We start from the raw sequence: 19,563 nt of genomic DNA, 5'->3' as shown, positions 1-19,563 counted from the left end.
GACCGGTCATCATTTGCATGATGCGTGGCAGGTATTGAGGTGGGTTTGTTGGGGTCTTCATATATGCATAGTATATGTGATTTGACCGTGTCAGAAGCCAGAAATGGGCCCAGAATAGCGGCTGTATAGGTATTTGGGAGGAGACCGTTGCTGTAGTGAAGGGGTTCCTATGCTGATGTACAGACGGTTAGCGGTTGCATAAGTCGGCTGCTTAAGGAACATGGTCTCAAGGATACTTCGAAAACTGCTCTTTTTCCCGATCTCAAGTGTGTAAGTCATTGATTTATATGACGCCAGTTTTCAAAAAAACGGGTACTTGAGGCTCTCTTGAGTTCGATGAGTTGAGCGCCTTGTCTGAGTGGGTAGATGAAATCGCTCCTTGTCTGCATGACAGCTATGACACCTCGGTGAACTCAATCATTGTATTTTCTATCATAGAGGGCTCCCGGCAACGTTACCAGCAGCGGTGAAACCCGCAAAAAATGCTGGCTTTGTGCGGGTAGCTCAATGGTAGAGCAGAAGCTTTCCAAGCGACTAATGTGTATTGCCCAGTAAGGGTATGTTTTGGGTTATGTTTAAATTTAAAATTGCCATACTCTATGGGTATATGCGGGTCTGGACCGAGGATTTGAGTCCCCCTCTCGCAACGTTCAGACGCAAAAAAGCCCGCCGAAGCGGGCTTTCTCACTCTACAGCCAAGCCAAAAGCTCAGAACTGGTTCATGGTGTTGTCTTTGCCAGCCGCCTTCAGCGCCGCTTCGCCGCTGAAGTAATCCTTGTGATCGTCGCCGATGTCCGAGCCGGACATGTTTTGATGTTTCACGCAGGCGATGCCCTGGCGGATTTCCTTGCGCTGCACGCCGGCCACGTAGCCCAGCATGCCCTGGTCGCCGAAGTATTCCTTGGCCAGGTTGTCGGTCGACAAGGCTGCCGTGTGGTAGGTCGGCAGGGTGATCAGGTGGTGGAAGATGCCGGCTTCGCGGGCCGAGTCGGCCTGGAAGGTGCGGATTTTCTCGTCGGCGGCGATCGCCAGTTCCGTCTGGTCATATTCCACGCTCATCAGCTGGGCGCGGTCGTAGGCGGACACGTCCTTGCCTGCCGCTTTCATGCCATCGAAAATTTGCTGGCGGAAGTTCAGGGTCCAGTTGAACGATGGGCTGTTGTTGTACACCAGCTTGGCGTTCGGGATGACCTTGCGGATTTCGCTGACCATGCCGCCGATTTGCGCGATATGCGGTTTTTCCGTTTCGATCCACAGCAGGTCGGCGCCGTTTTGCAGCGAGGTGATGCAGTCGAGCACGCAACGTTCTTCGCCGGAACCGGCGCGGAACTGGAACAGGTTGCTCGGCAGGCGTTTTGGACGCAGCAGCTTGCCTTCGCGCTTGAGGATGACGTCGCCATTGCCCAGCGCGTCGGCCGACACTTCTTCGCAGTCGAGGAAGGCATTGTATTGGTCGCCCAGGTCGCCTGGTTCATTGGTGACGGCGATCTGCTTGGTCAGGCCGGCGCCCAGCGAGTCGGTGCGGGCAACGATGATGCCGTCGTCCACGCCCAGTTCCAAGAAGGCGTAGCGGATGGCGCGGATCTTGGCCAGGAAGTCTTCATGTGGCACCGTGACTTTACCGTCCTGGTGGCCGCATTGTTTCTCGTCGGACACCTGGTTTTCGATCTGGATGCAGCAGGCGCCCGCTTCGATGAACTGTTTCGCCAGCAAATAGGTGGCTTCGGCATTGCCGAAACCGGCGTCGATGTCGGCGATGATGGGCACGACGTGGGTGACGTGGCCGTCGATCTTGGCCTGGATGGCTTGCTTGGCATCACCTTGGGCAGCGTCCAGCTGGCGGAACAGGCCGCCCAGTTCGCGTGCATCGGCCTGGCGCAGGAATGTGTACAGCTCGCGGATCAGGCTGGTGACGGCGGTTTTTTCATGCATGGACTGGTCTGGCAGCGGGCCGAATTCGGAGCGCAGGGCGGCGACCATCCAGCCGGACAGGTAGAGGTAGCGGCGGTCGGTGCTGTTGAAGTGCTTCTTGATCGAGATCATCTTCTGTTGACCGATGAAACCATGCCAGCAGCCCAGCGACTGGGTGTACTTGGATGGGTCCGCATCGTAGGCGGCCATGTCGTTGCGCATGATCTTCGCCGTGTAGCGGGCGATGTCCAGGCCGGTCTTGAACTTGTTCTGGGCGCGCATGCGGGCGGCGGACTCGGGATTGATGGCGTTCCAGGCGCTGCCTTGTTGGTCTTTCAAACCGGCAACAGCTTTGATGTCGTCTTGATATTGGGACATGTGAATCTCCTAAAAAGAAAAGCAATGTTTGAGAAAATCGCCGAGTGCGCCACAACGTCTTGTCGAAGCAAACTGCATGACTAAATAGTAGGCCGATTGGCGACGATGTTCAAGTCTTATATAAGACATATAACTTAAATTAAGTCTTTGTTTTACAACGACTTAATTTATATTTTTCATGATATGAAATGAATTTTCAAAAAGTGAGAGAAGTAATTGCTGAGTCCGGCGCCTGAAATTCCGCGATGTGAAACGTCTTTTCAGAATTTGGTGCAGCGCGACAAATCGGGACGAAAAAAACCACCCGAAGGTGGCGCAGAAGCAATTTTGTTTTAATATTATGTTCCTTTTTGTGAAAGGTAAAGTCAGCAATGCAGATGAACGGTATGGATCTGCCCGTCGAGTATGTTGCTTTTGCAGCAATATATCGGGAGGCGGAAGGATTTTGCAATTTGAGACTGAAGGAAGAGCTCGATTCTTTCGGTAACGTCTTGCAGGCGGAATTGGCTCACATCTATACGGATGTCGTCGAATTGAGTGCCCAGACAGCGAAGCTTGGCGTGTGTTTCGTAGGTGATGGCTGCTATGGGGAGCCTGGAAGTGTCAGTGCTGAGCCGGGAGCCATGCCGGACATTATTGATTTTACAGAAATCATCTGTTTCGGCATGGCCGGTGACGGGAGTCCATTCTGTTTCGACTACAGAGGGGGCCGCAGCGCGCCCTCTGTCATCTTGTGGGACGATGACTACTGGCGAAAGATTGCAAACTCCTTTGAAGACTTCCTGTTGCTATTTTCTAGATAGCTTACCGGGGCAGTTGCCGCAGCGCACGAGGCAAGCCCGTGCGCTGCGCGGATCTAGCGTCCCACGGTCTGCCGCTGATCCTTGATGAACAGCGCCGTCAGCATGCCCACCACGCACACGCCGATCACGTAATAGGCGGGACCCAGCACGTTGTTCTTCAGCATCAGGGTCACGACCACGGGCGTCAGGCCACCGAAAATCGCGTACGACAAGTTGTAGGAAAACGACAGTCCCGAGAAGCGCACCTGCGCCGGAAACGCTTGCACCAGCACGTAGGGCACGGCGCCGACGACGCCGACGAACAGGCCCGTCATCGCGTACAGGGGCAGCAGCAGGTCGGGGCGGCTGCCGACGGTGGTATAGAAGATATATGTGGAAATGGCCAGCAGCACGGAACCGACGAAGATCACGCGCTTGCCGCCCAGGCGGTCGGCCAGCATGCCGGCGATGATGCAGCCGAAGGCCAGGCAGAGTGTCGCCACGGTATTGGCGACCAGGGTGGTGCGCGGCGCGATGTGGTGGATCTTTTGCAGCAGGGCAGGTGTCATCAAAATGACGACGACGATGCCGGCCGACAGCATCCACGTCAGCAGCATCGATACGACGACGGCGCCGCGGTGGCTGCGCAGCACGGATTTCAACGGCATTTCCGTGGCCAGCGCCTTGCGCTGTTGCATTTCCGCAAACACCGGGGTTTCATGCAGCCAGCGGCGCAAGTACATGGCGCCAAAGCCGAAGATACCGCCCAGCAGGAACGGATAGCGCCAGGCGCCCTCGGTGATTTCTGCCGGCGTGTAGACGGTGTTCAAGCCCGTCGCCACCAGCGAACCGAGCAGGATGCCGACCGTGAGGCCGGCCGTCAGCACGCCGCAGGCAAAGCCCGTGAAGCGGCTCGGCACGTGTTCGGAGACAAACACCCAGGCGCCCGGCACCTCGCCGCCCACGGCCGCGCCCTGGAAGATGCGCATCAAGAGCAGTAGCAGGGGGGCCGCCAGGCCGATGGTGGCGTAGGTGGGCAGCAGGCCGATCAGCAAGGTCGGCACGGCCATCATCAGTATGGAGAGCGTGAACATGCGCTTGCGGCCGAGCAAGTCGCCGAAGTGGGCCATGACGATGCCGCCCAGCGGTCGCACCACGTAGCCGGCGGCGAAGATGCCGAAGGTTTGCAGCAAGCGCAGCCATTCCGGCATTTCCGGAGGGAAGAACAACTGGCCGATGGCGTTGGCAAAGAAGACGAAGATGATGAAGTCGTAGAATTCCAGCGCGCCGCCGAGGGCGGCCAGCGACAGGGTCTTGTAGTCTTGTTTGGTGAGGGGACGGCTTGCGGCGTTGATTGCGGCGGTGTCGGAAGTAGGCATGTGTCTCGTTCTTGTGTGTTATCGGAGATTGCCAGACCTAGCATACGCATTTCCGCCGCGTGAGTAAATGCGGGGGATATGGGCAGCAGCCTCAGCTGTGCTTAATACAACGCCGCTATCATCAGCGTTGACTTCATTGGAAAGGACACACAATGCACATCATGATCGTGGGCGCCAGCCGGGGCCTGGGACGCGCGCTGGTCGACGGTTTGCTCGCTGACGGCCATGCCGTCATCGGCGTATCGCGCCAGCGACCTGCCGACTTGCCTGCCGGCCAGGGCGCGCAGCTGCAATGGATAGCGGCGGACCTGGCGGCACCCGCCGAGGCCGTTGAACGCATCGCGCGCGAGGCACCGGCAGCATTGGACGCGGTGATCTACAACCTGGGCGTGTGGGAAGAAAAGGCCTTCAGCGACGAGTACGCTTTCCTCGACGATGCGGACGACGCCATCGTCGACATGGTCAATACCAACATCACGGCGACGATATTGCTGCTCAAGCGCCTGGTGCCGAGATTGCTGGCCAGCGGCAAGCCGCAGCTGATACTCACGGGGTCGACGTCCGGCCTGCGCCAGAGCGGCCGTCCGGAAGTGACGTTCAGCGCGTCGAAATTCGCCTTGAACGGCATCGCCGACGCCTTGCGCGAAGGATTCCGCGCACAGGGGCTGGCCGTGACGGCGCTGCAACTGGGCTATTTGAATACCTACGATAGCTTGTCCGTGCCGCTGGCGGACGCCGCCGCGCGGGGCGAGGGCGAGCTGATTCCCGTGCATGACGTCGTCGCCGTCGTGCGTATGCTGCTGAGCCTGTCGAATGCCTCGTTCGTGCGCGAACTGGTGATGCCGGCGCTGCGCGACGAGCGCTTTTAGGCTTTACGCCGAAACAGCGCCCCGGCTTGTCGCATGTTGGCGGGCGTGGCGAGCCGGGGCAGCGCTTGCCGCGTCAGCCGGCACACGGCTTCCTGCGCCTGGGTGCACGTGAATTCCACCTGCCGCGCCAGGGTGTGCATGTCGGGCGCCAGCCGTGATACGAGCAGGTTTTGCGCATCGAAGCCCAGCGCCTGGGCGCGTTCTTCACCTTTGGCTAACAGCGTCGTCAGGGAGCGCAGCATCTGTGCAAAGCAGGGGATGGTGATGGCGTAGACCGACATGGACTTCCTCAAGTAAAGGGGCGAGAGCAATACTGGCATGATGCCCGTGCCAGCCGGGTTTCAGCGTGCCGCTTGAACATGCTACAGTCCGCCATTGCCGCAAGCCCATTGCGGCGCTCCCTGGATCAAGATTGATGCGCACCTGGACTTCCCCGCCCCAACTCGTCGCCCTGGCCGCCTTCTATGCGCAAGCGCAAGCCCACCCGGAAACGCTCAGTGATGCTGTCTTCCTGGACAATGTGAAAAGCGCCCACTGGCCCACCAATTGCTGGAGTTACGTGGAAGCATCGTTCGCCATCATCGCGCCCGCCTGTCTGCTGCGTCCGCATCTGACTGCCGAGCTGATCGCTTTCCCCATCGACGCCATTATCGCGGGCGGCCTGGAGGATGCAGGGCAAGTCATCGCAATCGGCCTGGCCTGCGCCACGCGCGACGTGCCGTATGTGGCGCCAAGCGAGGAGGGTAAGCGCTGGCTGACGCAGATGTGGCCGGGATTGGGGGAGATGGTCGAGGCCGTGTTTCAGGCCAGGTTGCAGGAGGCGCTGGCGGAAGACTAAGCAAGCTGGTGCTTGACCTGGAAATCGGGTTTGCGTTATGGTATACGTAACTACTTACATATATCCCGATCTCATGTCCTCCAACTTGCAAACCTACGGCTCCCTGATGCTGGCCAGCCGCCTGCGCCGTCTTTCCGATCAACTGTATGCCGGCGTCGATACCAGCTATGTGGCCGCCGGCGTCGAGCTGACGTCACGTTGTTTCCCCTTGTTACTGCTGCTGCGCGACAACGGTCCCACGGCGATCACGGCCCTGGCCGCGCAGATCGGGCAGACGCATCCGGTGGTGGTGCAGCTGGGACGCAAACTGCTCGATGCAGGTATGGTGGCGGAGATGCCGGACGCCAAGGATGAGCGCCGCCGCCTGCTGGCGCTGTCCGACGCGGGGCAAGCCTTGCTGCGCGACATGGCGCCCCTGTGGGATGACGTGCGCGCGGCCGTCGATACGGTGTTCGAACACGGTACGCCGCAGCTGATGGCCAGCCTGGACCGGGCCGAAGCGCGCTTGCAGGCGCAAGGTTTCGGCGAGACCATCGCCGCCTGCCGACGCCAGCGCGAGCAGGCCGCCGTGGAGATCATTGATTACGCGGCGCCCTATGCGCCCGACTTCAAGCGTTTGAATATCGCCTGGCTGGAACGCTATTTCTATGTCGAGGAACTGGACGACAAGGTGCTGTCCGATCCGCAAAGCTCGATCCTCCACGCTGGCGGGCAGATTTTCCTCGCGCGCCTCGATGGCAAGATCGTTGGCACTTGCGCGCTGATCCGCGCCGATGACGCCAGTATCGAGTTGTCGAAGATGGCCGTCACACCCGAATGCCAGGGCCTGGGCATCGCGCGCAGGCTGATCGAACGGGCCTTCGATGCATTCGAGGCCAGCGGCGCGCAACTGCTGTTCCTGGAGTCGAACAGCAAGCTGGCGCCCGCCATCCGCCTGTATGAAAGCAGCGGCTTTGCCCACGTGGCGCGGCCGGCCGGCGACGCGCATTATCAGCGCGCCGACGTCTACATGGAGTGGCAGGGCAGGCCGCGTAGTTGAACACCCCATCGGCCGTCTCCCGCGTTACAATACGCGCACCCCATAACGGAACTCAGGTTCCACTATTCGAGACGCCGACGCCGCATGCCTTCCTTTCCGATGCCCTTCCCGCAGATGATCGTTCCCCCGGAACCCACCCAGGCGCGCAGCAAGCAAGCGTTCGAGCGCCTGCTGCTGGTCGGTGAACAGTTGCTGGCGGAAAACCGTTTCGATGAAATCGGCGTGGCTGACCTGGCCCGGCTGGCGCAAACCTCGGTGGGCACGTTTTACCGTTTGTTGGGCGACAAGGACACCCTGAGCCGCTTGCTGCTGCAGCGCTTTTTTTCCGACATGGTGGAAAAGGTCGAGACCCTGACGGAGCTGCGCCAGTGGGAAACTCGCAGCCTGGAAGACTTCATCCGCGCCATGGTAGCGATGTTCGTGGCCGTGAATGGCGGGCGCAGCGGCGTGTTGCGCGCCCTGATCACGCGCGCGTCGCAGGATGCGCAATTTCGCGACAGGGTGCACCAGATCAATCATCTGATCTCGCAACGCACGGTGGCCGTGCTGGCCAGCAAGTCGTCCAGCATCCGTCACCCGAATCCCACGCAGGCGATGATGGTGGTGCCGCCCGTGCTGCTGGGCATCCTGAACCAGCACACCCTGACGGGTTCGCTGTCCTTTTTGTCGGGCGCGGCGCTCGAGGATGAACTGGTGCGTGTTGCTTTAAATTACCTGACTTGAACTATTTAGCGATTTAACTTGAAATCGGAATTCGGATTCCGTATTATGTTTTCCAACAGCAGGAAAACATATTCCTGCACCTGAACACAAAGCATGTTCAACAGCAAGGAGACAGAATGCGGCGTCACACGACATCCGATGTTCCATTGCATTACCTCGACCTCGGCAAGCAGCAGGGCGAGCCCGTGTTTTTGTTGCACGGCCTCGGTTCCTGCGCCGAAGACTGGCGTCCGCAGATCGACGCTCTCGGCAGCAGCTATCGCCTGATCGTGCCCGACCTGCGCGGCCATGGCGCCAGTCCCGCGCCCAACGGCGACTGGCAGATCGGCGACTTCGCCAATGACCTCTTCAATTTGATGGACCAGCTCGACGTGCCGCGCGCGCACATCGTCGGCTTTTCCCTGGGCGGCATGGTGGGCCTGGAAATGGCCAACCGCGCGCCGGGCAGGGTGGCCAGCTTGTGCCTGATCAATTCCCAGCCGTTCCAGGGTAGCAAGCCGGCCGCGCTGCTGTTTGCCTACTGGCTCCGGCGCACGGTGATCGCCACCTTCGGCCTGAAAGCCATGGGCAAGATCATCGGCAAGAAACTGTTTCCCGATCCTGCACAGCAGGCGCTCGTCGAGCGCTTCGCCACGCAGATGGCCGGTATGGACAAGCGCGCCTACCTGGCTGCGCTGGACGCCATTTTCCACTGGGATATCGATATTCACTTCCAGGCCCTGGCCATGCCCGTCCTCATCATGGCGGCCGACCAGGATTACACGCCCGTCGCCAGCAAGCGGGCTTTTGCCGCACAGTTTCAGCAGTGCGAGATCGAGATCATCGCGAACTCGCGCCATGCCACGCCCCTGGACCAGGCGCAGCGTGTGAATACCTTGTTGCAGTCCTTCCTTACCATAAATTCAAAATAAACAGGCCACTCGCCGCACGGGCCGGGGGCCGGGAAACAGTCATCGCAGGGCAGGTGCTCGCATTGCGCGCGCCGGTACCGTGACGTCTTGCGAATCTGTAAACCGGTCGTCTTCCCTGGCGGTCAGCAAGCCTGACATTGGAGACGCTATGAAACTTGCTTTGAAATTGATGCCCGCCGCCCTCGCCGTTGCCGGCGCGTTTGCCACCCAGGCCCAGGCGCAGGAAGCCAGCCCCGCTGCTGCCAACGCCGCCACTGCCCAGGAAGCCAGCGAGGCGAAAGAACGCATGGAAACCGTGACGGTCTCTGCCCGCCGCCGCGACGAGCGCCTGCAGGACGTGCCGCTGGCCGTCACGGCGTTTTCCGCCAAAGCCCTGGAACGGGCGAATATCCAGAACCTGGCCGACTTGCAGGAGCGCGTGCCGAACCTGACCGTGTACGCCTCGCGCGGCACGAATACGACATTGACGGCCTTCATTCGCGGCTTGGGCCAGGCTGACCCTGTCTGGGGCGTGGATCCGGGCGTGGGCATTTATTTTGACGATGTCTACATGGCCAGGCCGCAAGGCGCGCTGCTCGACGTATTTGACGTGCAACGCATCGAAGTGCTGCGCGGTCCGCAAGGCACCCTGTACGGCAAGAACACCATCGGCGGCGCCATCAAATACATTTCGCGCCCCTTGGCGAAGGAAAACGGCGCGTCGGCGGAAGTGGGCATCGGTAACTATAACCAGCGTAACTTCAAGGCGGCCTTCAACCTGGCCAACGAGAGCGGCACCTGGCGCGCGCGCCTGGCCGCCGCCAAGCTGGATCGCGACGGTTTCGGCCGCAACACCTTTAATGGCGAACAGGTCAGCGACCAGGACAGCACGGCTGCGCGCTTGTCCGTCGGCTACTTTCCGCAAGACATCCCCTTGACCGTCGTGCTGAGCCTGGACGCCACGGATGACAAGTCCGGCGTGCGCGGCTTCCAGCGCATGGGCGTGAGCGCCTTCGACCCGCTCAAGCGGCCGGCCAGCACGGATGCGTATGACATCCAGAGCGGCATGCCGGGCAACAACTTCACGCACAACCGGGGCGGCTCGCTGGTGGCCAACTACACCTTGTCGAACGACTGGTCCGTGAAAGTGATCGGTGCCAAGCGGCGCAGCACGTCCGAGCAAACCATCGACTTCGACGGCTTGCCGCAGCCCATCGCCGACGTGTTCGGCGACTCGCGCGACGAGCAGAAAAGCCTGGAATTGCAGGCGTCATACAGCGGTGACTACGGCGCCGGCGTGATCGGCCTGTACCGCTTCGAAGGCACGGCCGGCGGCGGCATCTACAACAACTTCCTGGGGCGCCAGTTCACGGCCGCCGTCAGTACGGTGGAGACGGACAGCACGGCGCTGTACACGGACTGGACCTGGCCGCTGGGCAAGGTGTGGAGCATCAATGCGGGCTTGCGCCACACGCGCGAGGAAAAGCGCGCCATCGTGCTCAACCGCGCTTTTGCCGACGTGGGCTTTACGCGGCCCATCCAGACGGCGGCCGACTTCGACAAGTCCTTGTCGGTCAGCAACACCTCGCCGAAACTGTCCGTGCGCTATGAAGCGTCGAAGACGACGAATTTCTACAGCAATCTGTCGCGCGGTTTCAAGTCGGGCGGCTACAACGTGCGCGCCAACAACCTGGTGGTGCCAGACTCGGCGCGGCCGTACAAGGATGAAAAACTTGACGCGCTGGAAGTGGGCATGAAGTACGCGGCGCCGGACGACACGTTTGATGCCAACGTGGCCCTGTTCTACAACCGCTACAAGGATATCCAGTTGTCGGTGTTCACCAGCTACGTGCAGCCGGGCGGCGTGCCGGGCTTCTATGGCGACTTCACGAACGCGGGCAAGGCAACGGTGAAAGGGGCCGAGTTCGAATTTTCGTGGCGGCCCAACCGCCAGTGGGAAGTCAACGGCTTCCTCGCCTTGCTCAATGCCCATTATGACGAGTTCATGAGCGGCGGTAAGAACATTGCGGACACGCAAAAGTTCAGCAATACACCAGCCCGGCAAGTGGGCTTGAACCTGACACGCACGGACCGCGACGTGTTCGGCGGCGCCTTGCGCAGCATGGTCGGTTATGGCTACCGCAGCAAGGTCTACCCGACCACAGACTTGAGCGAAACCCTGGCGCAGGGCGGCTACAGCATCTGGACGGCTGGCCTCGTGTGGGAAGCGCCGAAGAACTGGACCTTCAGTCTGCATGGCAGCAACCTGGGCAATAAACGCTACCGCACGGATGGCTACAACATTCCGGCCGTGTTCATCCTCGACGGTTTCTACGGCCCGCCGCGCCAGATCATCGCCAAGGCCGGCTACAAGTTCTAAAAGGTTGTTGAAGTGCCAGCCTGGTTAGCGCCAGGCTGGTTTGTTGTCGCTGTTTTCGTCCTTAATAACAATCAGGAGACTGGCATGGCACATCTGCATCAGCAACTGCGTCACTTCTTATCTGCAATCATCGCCGCCTGCGGCTTGCTGGCCGCGCTGCCGGCCTTTGCTGGACAGTGGGACTTCGGCCTGTACGCGAGCCTGTGGGGATCGCGTGAATACCAGGTCTGGCTACCGAGCAATTACAATCCGAACACGCCGCTGCCCGTCGTGCTGATGCTGCACGGCTGCGGTTCCGAACCCAACAGCATGGCTGCCGTCAGCCGCTACAACCAGCTGGCCGACAGCGAAAACTTCATCGTCGTCTATCCGCGCCAGAACGCCACGGCCAATCCCATGCGCTGCTGGAATTTCATGTTGCCGCTGAACCAGGAGCGGGGCACGGGCGAGCCGGCCGTACTGATGGGTATCTTGAACAAGGTCAAGAACAAGTATGCGGTGCAGGATAGCCGCGTGTACGTGACGGGCATCTCGGCCGGCGGCGCCATGGCCTCCATCATGGCCGCCTGCTACTCCGATGTGTTCGCCGCCGTGATGGTGCATTCGGGCGGCATGTACAAGGGCGCCACCGGCCTGGTCACGGCCGCCGATTCGCTGTTCAACGGCAGCTCGTTCGATCCGAAAGTGCGCGGCAAGGATGCCTGGCGCTGCTCCGGCTCGCCGCGCCGGCTGATGCCGACGATGGTGTTCCACGGCACGTCCGACATCGTCGTCAACCCCGTCAACGGCGAGCAAACCATCGAGCAATTCCTGCAGACCAACGACTATGGCGACGATGGCCTCGACAATGACAGCGTGCGCTACCGTGCCGACAGCATCGTGCGCCAGACGGTGCCGTACGGCCGCAGTTACTCCATCGATACCTACCTGCACAACGGCGCCGTCATCGCGCAAAAGTACACGGTCGAAGGCATGAACCACGCGTGGAGCGGTGGCCCTCCCGGCTGGCCATTCAGCGATGAGCTGGGCCCGGACGCCACCGTGATCAGCTGGAATTTCTTCAAGAATTACCAGCGCTGATGTTTTGAGGAACTAGCAGCTTGGACAAAGCACCTATTGTGCTGTTCAAGACCGCCCTGCTGGCCAGACGGCAAAGGTTGACGGAAGTAGTGGGAACCCTGGCGGGTTCTTACTAAATATCAAGTATTTCGCTGCCATCCCATGGCATTGTCGGTTCTCCAGCTTGATTCGATGCAAGTGCGAACGAGGAGAATGCCATGGACGGTGACGAGTCGATATCGGGTGCCGAGCGACCGCTGCGCCTGCGCCTGGGTGTTTCGCCCAAGGTGCCTGCCGGCGTGCTGATACCGCAGCGTATCGTCGGCAGCGAGGCCATCTGTGGCGGCATCGAATACCGCATCTTGTGTGTCTCGACGCATGCCGACTTGCCGCTGAGTAGTTTGATTGCCTTGCCCGCGGCTCTCGATATCGTCACCGACCAGGGGCAGCTGCGCAGTATCTGCGGCATCGTCACGCAAGCCAGTGCCGGCGACAGCGACGGCGCGCTGGCCAGCTACCAGCTGGTGCTGACGGATGCCTTCGCCATCATGGAAAAGCGCTGCAATACGCGCGTCTTCCGGCGCCTGACGGATATCGAGATCGTCAAGACCTTGCTCGACGAATGGATACGCAGCAATACCGTGCTGGCGCACGCCTTCCAGTATGCGTTTGCCGATTTCTTCGAAGCGCAGACATATCCGCAGCGCGAATTTGTCATGCAACACAATGAATCCGATGCGGCCTTCGTGCGGCGCCTGCTCAAGCGCAATGGCGTCGCCTGGTTTTTTCGTGCCGAGGGCAATACGGATGCACATGCCGAGCCAGCGCATACCTTGGTGCTGTTCAACCATGCCGATGGCTTGCGGAAAAACATGGCCGATACCGTGCGCTATCACGCGGACCGCGCGACGGAACAGCGTGACACCCTGACGTCGTGGAGCGAAGTGCGCAAGTTGCAGGCGGGCAAGGTGACGCGCCATAGCTGGAATGAAGAACATCCGGGCGCGCGGCCGTTCATGACCGCCGATGCCCTGGGACGGGGGACGCAGGGCATGCATGGTAATGCGATTGCCGCTACGCTCGATGATTACCGCGTGCTCCCGCCGCGCGCGGGCAACGATCATGAGGCCTTGTGCCAGCTGGGCATGCTGGCCATGCAGCAGCATGATTACGAGAGCCATTGCTTTCACGCCGAAGGCAGCGTACGCGACCTGTGCCCGGGCGAGTACTTCAGCCTGGCCGAGCACCCGGACATCGACGCCTTGCCAGTGGAGGAACGCGACTTTGTCGTCACATCGCTGCAGGTGGCGGCGCAAAATAATTTACCCAGGGAGCTTGCCGCCAGGGTGGCCCGCCTGTTTGCACGCAACCATTGGCTGGCCGATGATACATCGCTGCCGCAGTGCGAACTGGCGTCGGCGGTGGACGAGGGCCCCTTGCGCATGCATATTGCACTGACCGCCGTGCGGCGCGGCGTGCCCATCGTTCCAGCCTATGACACGCGCATCGACCTGCCAGTAGTCACCATGCAAAGCGCCGTGGTGGTGGGGCCGGCGAATGAGGAAGTCCATTGCGACGCGATGGGCAGGGTCAAGGTGCGCTTTCCCGCCACGCGCAAGCTGGACCACGAGCATGCAGGCGGCACGGGCGCCTCCGACACGGATGCCGATTCGGCCTGGGTGCGGGTCGCGTCGAGCTGGGCGGGAAATGGTCACGGCAGCATGCAGCAATGCGGCTATCTGGGCTTGCCCCGCGTGGGCAGCGAAGTCTTGCTGGCCTTTCTCGGGGGCGACCCGGACCGGCCCATCATCGTGGGACAGTTGTACAACCACAATGCGCAGCCGATTGCCCTGAGCAAGGCAGGCGACTTGCCCGGCAACCGCTATTTGTCCGGCATCAAGAGCCGCGAGATCAAGGGCTCGCGTGGCAACCAGCTGCGCTTTGATGATGTGCACGGGCAAATCAATGCCCAGCTTGCCAGCGATCATGGTTCCACCCAGGTCAATCTGGGCTGGCTGACGCAGGACCGGCGCAACGGCCAAGGGGCGGCGCGCGGCGAGGGCGCCGAGCTGCGCACCGATGAGCAGCTGGCCATGCGGGCGGGCAAGGGCATGCTGATTTCGGCCTGGAAGCGCCTGAATGGCGAGGGTAGCCACATGGCGCGCAGCGAATATCTGGGCCTGATGGAAAACTGCCTGGAACTGTTCCGCTCGCTGGGCAGCTATGCGACTACGCATCAGGCACTGGAGCAGGAAGACCAGGCGCAGCAGGAATTGCAGCACAGCTTGAAAGGCTGGGAGGGCGGCAGCAATACGCAGCCCCGTGCCGAACTGGGTGGTGCGGCGGCGATTGCCGTCACGGCGCCGGCCGGCATCAGCTTTGCCAGTTCCAAGGCCATCGTCAGCTATGCCGTCAGCAATATCGATACGGTGGCGCAGCAGCATCTGCAAGCGGTGGCAGGCCAGCGCTACAGCGTGAATGCGGGCAAGGGTATTTCGCTGTTTTCCCATGCGGATGGCATCCGCGCCATCGCCCACCATGGCAAGTTCTTGCTGCAAAGCCAGCATGACGACATGGACCTCAACGCGGCGAAAAATTTGAAGCTCACCGCCAGCGAAGGCAAGCTGACGGGCATGGCTGATGAAATCGTGTTGATCTCCAAACATGGCGCTTTCATCCGCATCGCCGATGGCATCACCTTCGGCAGCAAGTCGTCGCTGCAGTTCAATGCGCCCAACTTCGTCTTCAACGACCCGCAAAGCATGGAGATGCAATTGCCAAGCTTTGCCGAGGGCAAGGCCGACCAGCAATTCATCTTTCAGTACGAAGGCGACGACAGCGCCGTCGATGGCGTGCCGCAACAACCGCAGTTGGCACCGCAGGCGCACTTCGCCGTGAAGCTGGGCGATGGCTCGTCGGCCGATGGGCGCAGCGATGGAGGCGGCAAGACGGACGTGCTGGAGCGCGCAGCGATGCACCTGGCCGCCATCGAAGTGTTCAACAACAAGGATTGATGACGCCAGGAGGGTGCGATGGGCAGCTATCCGAAAGTACCGTACGTGGTGGGCGAGGAAGTGGCGCTCCTGCATTGCGAACGCAGCGTGTGCAAGAAGGTCAAGATACGCCGCAATTTGCCGGGAAATATCATCGTCATTCACGGCGTCAACGATGTGGGTGTCAGCTACAAGGCGGTGGAGCACGGCCTGTGTACCGGCCTCGCTGCCAGGCTGGGCCGTTCATTTACGCCTGCCACTTATCGCATGCCCGTGGCGGCGGACAAGGACAAGCTGGAAGACGATCCAGACGCCGTCTTTTTCAAGCGCACTGTTGCCAAGGATACCAACAGCCCCGTGATTCCTTTTTATTGGGGCTGCCGTGAAGTCGAAGGCAAGAGTAGCACCATCAATGGTCAGTTTGTCGACCGCTACGGCAACCGTCTCGACAAGGACTTGTCCAAGGAAGGCGGCCCCTTCGGTAACGCCACTAGCAATTTGCCCGACATGTGGCGTCCGGGAATCTATGCGCCAGTCGATCCCATGGGCGATGCCTTGCGTCCATTGAGGACTGCACCCGGGCGCATGTACATGGTACTGGCGGCCCAGCGGCTGGCAGCATTGATTTCCATGATCCGCGATTACGACGCGGATGATACCGTCAGCATCGTTGCGCACAGCCAGGGTTGCCTGCTGTCGCTGTTGGCGCAAGCCATGCTGATGGAAAAGGGGCTGGCGCCGGCCGATAATTTGATACTCACGCATCCGCCGTACAGCCTGGTGGACAGCCTGCCTCTGTTGATGCGTGGCGCGGCCTGGTTCGATGGCGGCGAGGATGCGGCGATGAAGCCCTATTACCATTTGCTCAGTGGCGCGCAGACGCTGGGTGCGCGCCTGAAGACCTTGGTGAATATCGTGGCTGGTGTGGCGAAAGGCAGCGGCCAGGCTTGCCAGCCGCCGTTTGCCGACTTGAAAAAGGATGAGCATCGCGGCATGGTTGGCAGCCGTTGGCAGAGTGCAGAGGACCGCGATAACCGCCGCAAGGTTTATCTATATTTCTGCCCGGAAGACATGACGGTGGCACTGGATAACATCCAGGGAATGGGCTGGGATGGCGTGCCCGATTATGCATCTGGAAGCGAATTGGTTGAAGAAGAGGAGACATCCAGTCTTGATGGGTACAGTGTCTCATCCGGGCACACCAAGATAGTAGAACATAAAAAGGTGCGCAGCGCGCTGGCGGAATTGGGTGGCAGATTTTATCAGCGGGTATTCAGCAACAAGACCAGGCTGGATCCCATCACTGGAAAGACCACGGCGTCGTTGGTAGGCAAGCCGCCGCCTTTTGATTTCCCGCTAAGGCTGACGACAGAAAGCGAACAGTCCCATGTGGATGTTTCCTTGCGTAGTCATCGTGCACAACACAAGGCGGTGGTTTGGCCTGTCAATACCAGGTTGAGCAAAGTGGAACAACGTAATGGCGTACGCACCATCAATGGGGAAGCGTTGAAACAGCCGGTGTTGGCTGATTTGCGTGGCACTTCGCAAATCGATCCAGCCAATGTTCCCACAACGTCCGTGATGAGAAACCGTACTGTGGCAGATCAGGGTCCTGCAGAGGAAGTCGATTCCTGCGACGCTTCGGTAGCACCGACCAGCGGAAGTGGCATGCAGCTACGCAGCGAATATCGTCCTGACCCGGGAGGCTATCAAAAGTTTCCTGAACGGGAAGAGCATCTCAGCCCTCGGGAACTGGCATTGATGACGGCAAGCTACAACAAGGAAAAAGGACTGGACGTGAAAGACAAGTTGGATCAACGCGAAGTTGTTTCCGCGAAACGCTACCCAGACAGCAAGGTCGTGGCTCAGATTCAGGAAAGTCCGAATGAGTCACGCTTGCGTTGGCAACGCGAAGTCAGTCCCAAGTCTTTTCATAGCTCCATTATCGGTAGCGCGAAGAATCATAGCCAAGTGACCGCATATGACGTGGCGATTGGCAGCGGAAAGGCATCATCCGATCCGCTGTTTTATGCGTATCTGTGTGCGGTGGCGGATTGGCGGGTGAAGATGCTGAAGAAAGGTGAGCAACCGAGAGACGGAATAATATTAATGCATCGATTTCGTGCTTTGTATTCTTCTTATCTGGATGTCGAACCAGCATGGCGGCAATCAATTATTGAAGGAAATATTGCCTATTACAACAGCGGAAATTTGCCTGCTGGCCTACCATTATTGTCGGGCGCTTTATGGAAGATTGTTGTATCGCAAACAAAAAATATGAAAATAGTGGCTGAGAAAACGATAAATAGCGTGTCCAAGACGCATCGATAACAGCTTATTTGGACTGATTTTGCTTCCTTCGGAACTGCAGACTCAAAAGGTGAAAAACATGATGATGCTTCGTTGGCTGGGGATATCGATAGTTGTTGTAATTTTATTTGCTGGCTGGTTATGGCTAGGTGCCGCATCTAAGAGTCAGGCACGTGAAATTGCATCACAGTTGCAGGCGCAAAAGCCAAAGAAACCTGTGGAGCCAGGGCAAGAGTACGTGCTGGAAGTGATCGGATTGGGTGTAACGTTGGATAAATACCGTCAGGGGAAACTGTGGGAAGCCTTGCAAAAAGGAAGTGCTTATACCAGCATACGTGAGAAGGATCCGACGAAGTATCCGTGGAAAGGAATGGATAAGGATGGGCAGGGGGGAGGCCGAGCGTGCGACGCATTGGAAAACGGCGTTAATTTCACACCCATGTATTGGGGCTTGCCATCGTTTTATGCTGGTTCTCCTATTCTTGATCCTGATGAGCAACCCAGTTTATACGAGCCAATGGCTGGACTGGTAGCTGGTGCATCGACAATTGGCCTGCCGGCACATTTATTTTCGATAGGTCCTTGGAAATTGGATGAGAGACCGGATCGCTTGTTGATTGAAGTCTTTGAATTTTTCGACCAACATCCAGAGCTGCCTTATGTTGTCGTACATTCCGAAGATAGTATGGGGACGCGCGATGGAAGTCGCAAGCCGGGTGATGCGATGAGACTAAAGGATGGCTATTACATCCCTGAGATGCCCGATGCCACTGCCGTGTTTGTGCTGGCGCGCCGCGAGAGAATAGATTCTTTGCGCTCTTACGTATGGGAGGATCCCGAGAATAAGTTTGTACAGGGGTACTTCAAGGCCATGTATTACGATTTGAAGAGTTCATTGGCCAGGCCAGTCAAATCAATATGGTCCAGTTTTAGTATGCCTCGTCAACCCACCGTCGCCGAATGGCTCGCCGCCGCCGCCGCCTTCGCCCAGCGGCCCGATATCCGCGGCGTCGGCTTGCACACCTTCGATAAACTCAATCCTTGGGAAAATCGCCCGCCTCGCGACTGGAAGCCGACGCCGTGGTTTCCCATTCCGTGGAACCGGGAACAGATGGAAACATTTGACCGCCTGCCCTCGTTCGGTTTCGTGCACCGACCCGTATTCGTCAAGTTCGCGGACGAGGAAGGCAAGCCCGTCACGCGGCGCAACGCGCGCCAGAAGATATTCAATGCAGGCTGGCAGCAGGCGCTGCAGACCTTGCCGGAAGCGGAGCGCGGCAAGGGGCCAGCGCGCATCGTGGCCGGCACGGGAAATCAGCCGGAACAGTTGTTGATGCTCGAAGGTATGTTGCATGACTATGCGTCACAAGGCGGGCCGGAAATCGACAGCAGCAAGAGCGCACAGTTCATCAATACCGATCATCGGCTGGGCAATACCGGTGCCGCCACCTGGTTCATGCAGATGGCCATTGGCGTGATGGGCAGCTATCGCGATGGCGGCGCCACTGCCGCGATTAATTTGCGCGACGGCAATGAGGCCAGCATCATCTTCATCACGCCGCCATCGGACGCCAAACGCCAGCAGCAGGATGCCAATGGCGATATCTTCCGCAGCCGCGTCACGCCCGCCGTCGATCCGGCCAACTATGCGGCCCCATCGGTGGAAGCCATCCTGGAAAGCTCGGTGGGCAAGTAGAACGGGAGGCAGCATGCGTAAAGTCATCCGTTTGGGCGACGCCACGTCGCATGGCGGCAAGGTGCTCAGTTGTGCCGCCACGCATTTTACGGTCAATGGCATTGCCGTGGCCTGCGTAGGGGACTTGTGCAGCTGCCCCATCAAGGGGCATCAAGGCTGCAAGATCGCCAGCGGCTCGTCGCGGCACACCATCAACGGCATCGCCATCGCCTTTGAAGGCGATACCACCACCTGTGGCGCCAAGTTGCTCGCTGGCGGCGTCAACTTCCGCACCTCCTGACGCCGCGTCCGCCTGCCATTTCCTGGTAACTATATA

15 protein-coding genes are annotated in these 19,563 nt (G+C 59.5%); 12 read left to right on the top strand and 3 right to left on the bottom strand.

All coding sequences use genetic code 11. The features are described 5' to 3' along the window. Positions 1-708: 708 nt before the first annotated feature. Positions 709-2,289 (bottom strand): isocitrate lyase, encoded by a 1,581-nt coding sequence (locus KO539_RS19450; protein ID WP_219310997.1) that lies wholly within the window; start codon positions 2,287-2,289, stop codon positions 709-711. Positions 2,290-2,675: 386 nt separating this feature from the next. On the opposite strand from KO539_RS19450, the gene KO539_RS19445 reads away from it, so the two are divergent. Beyond that, positions 2,676-3,092 (top strand): SMI1/KNR4 family protein, encoded by a 417-nt coding sequence (locus tag KO539_RS19445; protein WP_035825251.1) that lies wholly within the window; start codon positions 2,676-2,678, stop codon positions 3,090-3,092. 53 nt (positions 3,093-3,145) lie between these two features. Here the strand turns inward: KO539_RS19445 and KO539_RS19440 are convergent, their stop codons facing one another. Further along, the gene (locus tag KO539_RS19440) at positions 3,146-4,450 is read right to left on the bottom strand and encodes an MFS transporter (protein WP_219310995.1); all 1,305 of its coding nucleotides are present in this window, start codon (positions 4,448-4,450) and stop codon (positions 3,146-3,148) included. Between the two features lie 152 nt (positions 4,451-4,602). Between KO539_RS19440 and KO539_RS19435 the strand changes: the two genes are divergently transcribed. Then, positions 4,603-5,319 (top strand): SDR family oxidoreductase, encoded by a 717-nt coding sequence (locus KO539_RS19435; RefSeq protein ID WP_219310994.1) that lies wholly within the window; start codon positions 4,603-4,605, stop codon positions 5,317-5,319. On the opposite strand, the gene KO539_RS19430 is transcribed toward KO539_RS19435, so the two are convergent. Beyond that, positions 5,316-5,600 carry a DUF1993 family protein gene (locus KO539_RS19430; RefSeq protein WP_219310993.1) on the bottom strand — a complete coding sequence of 95 codons (285 nt, stop codon included), beginning with the start codon at positions 5,598-5,600 and terminating at the stop codon, positions 5,316-5,318. The two genes, KO539_RS19435 and KO539_RS19430, sit on opposite strands and share 4 nt — an antisense overlap. Positions 5,601-5,734: 134 nt before the next feature. Between KO539_RS19430 and KO539_RS19425 the strand changes: the two genes are divergently transcribed. From KO539_RS19425 to KO539_RS19380, 10 genes are all read left to right on the top strand, one after another. Continuing rightward, on the top strand, positions 5,735-6,157 hold the full coding sequence (locus KO539_RS19425) for a hypothetical protein (protein ID WP_219310992.1): 423 nt from the start codon (positions 5,735-5,737) through the stop codon (positions 6,155-6,157). Positions 6,158-6,230: 73 nt separating this feature from the next. Beyond that, complete coding sequence (locus tag KO539_RS19420) at positions 6,231-7,196, top strand: bifunctional helix-turn-helix transcriptional regulator/GNAT family N-acetyltransferase (protein WP_219310991.1); 966 nt, start codon at positions 6,231-6,233, stop codon at positions 7,194-7,196. 84 nt (positions 7,197-7,280) lie between these two features. After that, positions 7,281-7,919 carry a TetR/AcrR family transcriptional regulator gene (locus KO539_RS19415; RefSeq protein WP_219310990.1) on the top strand — a complete coding sequence of 213 codons (639 nt, stop codon included), beginning with the start codon at positions 7,281-7,283 and terminating at the stop codon, positions 7,917-7,919. Between the two features lie 116 nt (positions 7,920-8,035). Further along, positions 8,036-8,830, top strand: coding sequence for an alpha/beta fold hydrolase (locus KO539_RS19410; protein WP_219310989.1), 795 nt, complete (start codon positions 8,036-8,038; stop codon positions 8,828-8,830). 148 nt (positions 8,831-8,978) lie between these two features. After that, positions 8,979-11,189: a TonB-dependent receptor gene (locus tag KO539_RS19405; RefSeq protein ID WP_219310988.1), complete on the top strand. Its 2,211-nt coding sequence runs from the start codon at positions 8,979-8,981 to the stop codon at positions 11,187-11,189. A gap of 84 nt (positions 11,190-11,273) precedes the next feature. Further along, on the top strand, positions 11,274-12,269 hold the full coding sequence (locus tag KO539_RS19400) for a PHB depolymerase family esterase (RefSeq protein WP_219310987.1): 996 nt from the start codon (positions 11,274-11,276) through the stop codon (positions 12,267-12,269). 197 nt (positions 12,270-12,466) lie between these two features. Then, positions 12,467-15,262 carry a type VI secretion system Vgr family protein gene (locus tag KO539_RS19395; RefSeq protein WP_219310986.1) on the top strand — a complete coding sequence of 932 codons (2,796 nt, stop codon included), beginning with the start codon at positions 12,467-12,469 and terminating at the stop codon, positions 15,260-15,262. Between the two features lie 18 nt (positions 15,263-15,280). Further along, positions 15,281-17,572, top strand: coding sequence for a DUF3274 domain-containing protein (locus KO539_RS19390; RefSeq protein ID WP_219310985.1), 2,292 nt, complete (start codon positions 15,281-15,283; stop codon positions 17,570-17,572). A 58-nt stretch (positions 17,573-17,630) separates the two neighbouring features. After that, entirely contained in the window at positions 17,631-19,247 is a 1,617-nt protein-coding gene (locus tag KO539_RS19385) for a DUF2875 family protein (protein ID WP_219310984.1), read from the top strand. Positions 19,248-19,260: 13 nt separating this feature from the next. Beyond that, positions 19,261-19,527 carry a PAAR domain-containing protein gene (locus tag KO539_RS19380; protein ID WP_099379511.1) on the top strand — a complete coding sequence of 89 codons (267 nt, stop codon included), beginning with the start codon at positions 19,261-19,263 and terminating at the stop codon, positions 19,525-19,527. Positions 19,528-19,563 lie beyond the last annotated feature (36 nt).

It is taken from the genome of Janthinobacterium sp. NKUCC06_STL (assembly GCF_019345455.1).
Classification (GTDB): Bacteria; Pseudomonadota; Gammaproteobacteria; order Burkholderiales; family Burkholderiaceae_D; genus Janthinobacterium; species Janthinobacterium rivuli.
This window is presented reverse-complemented; position numbering and strand designations above follow the sequence as displayed.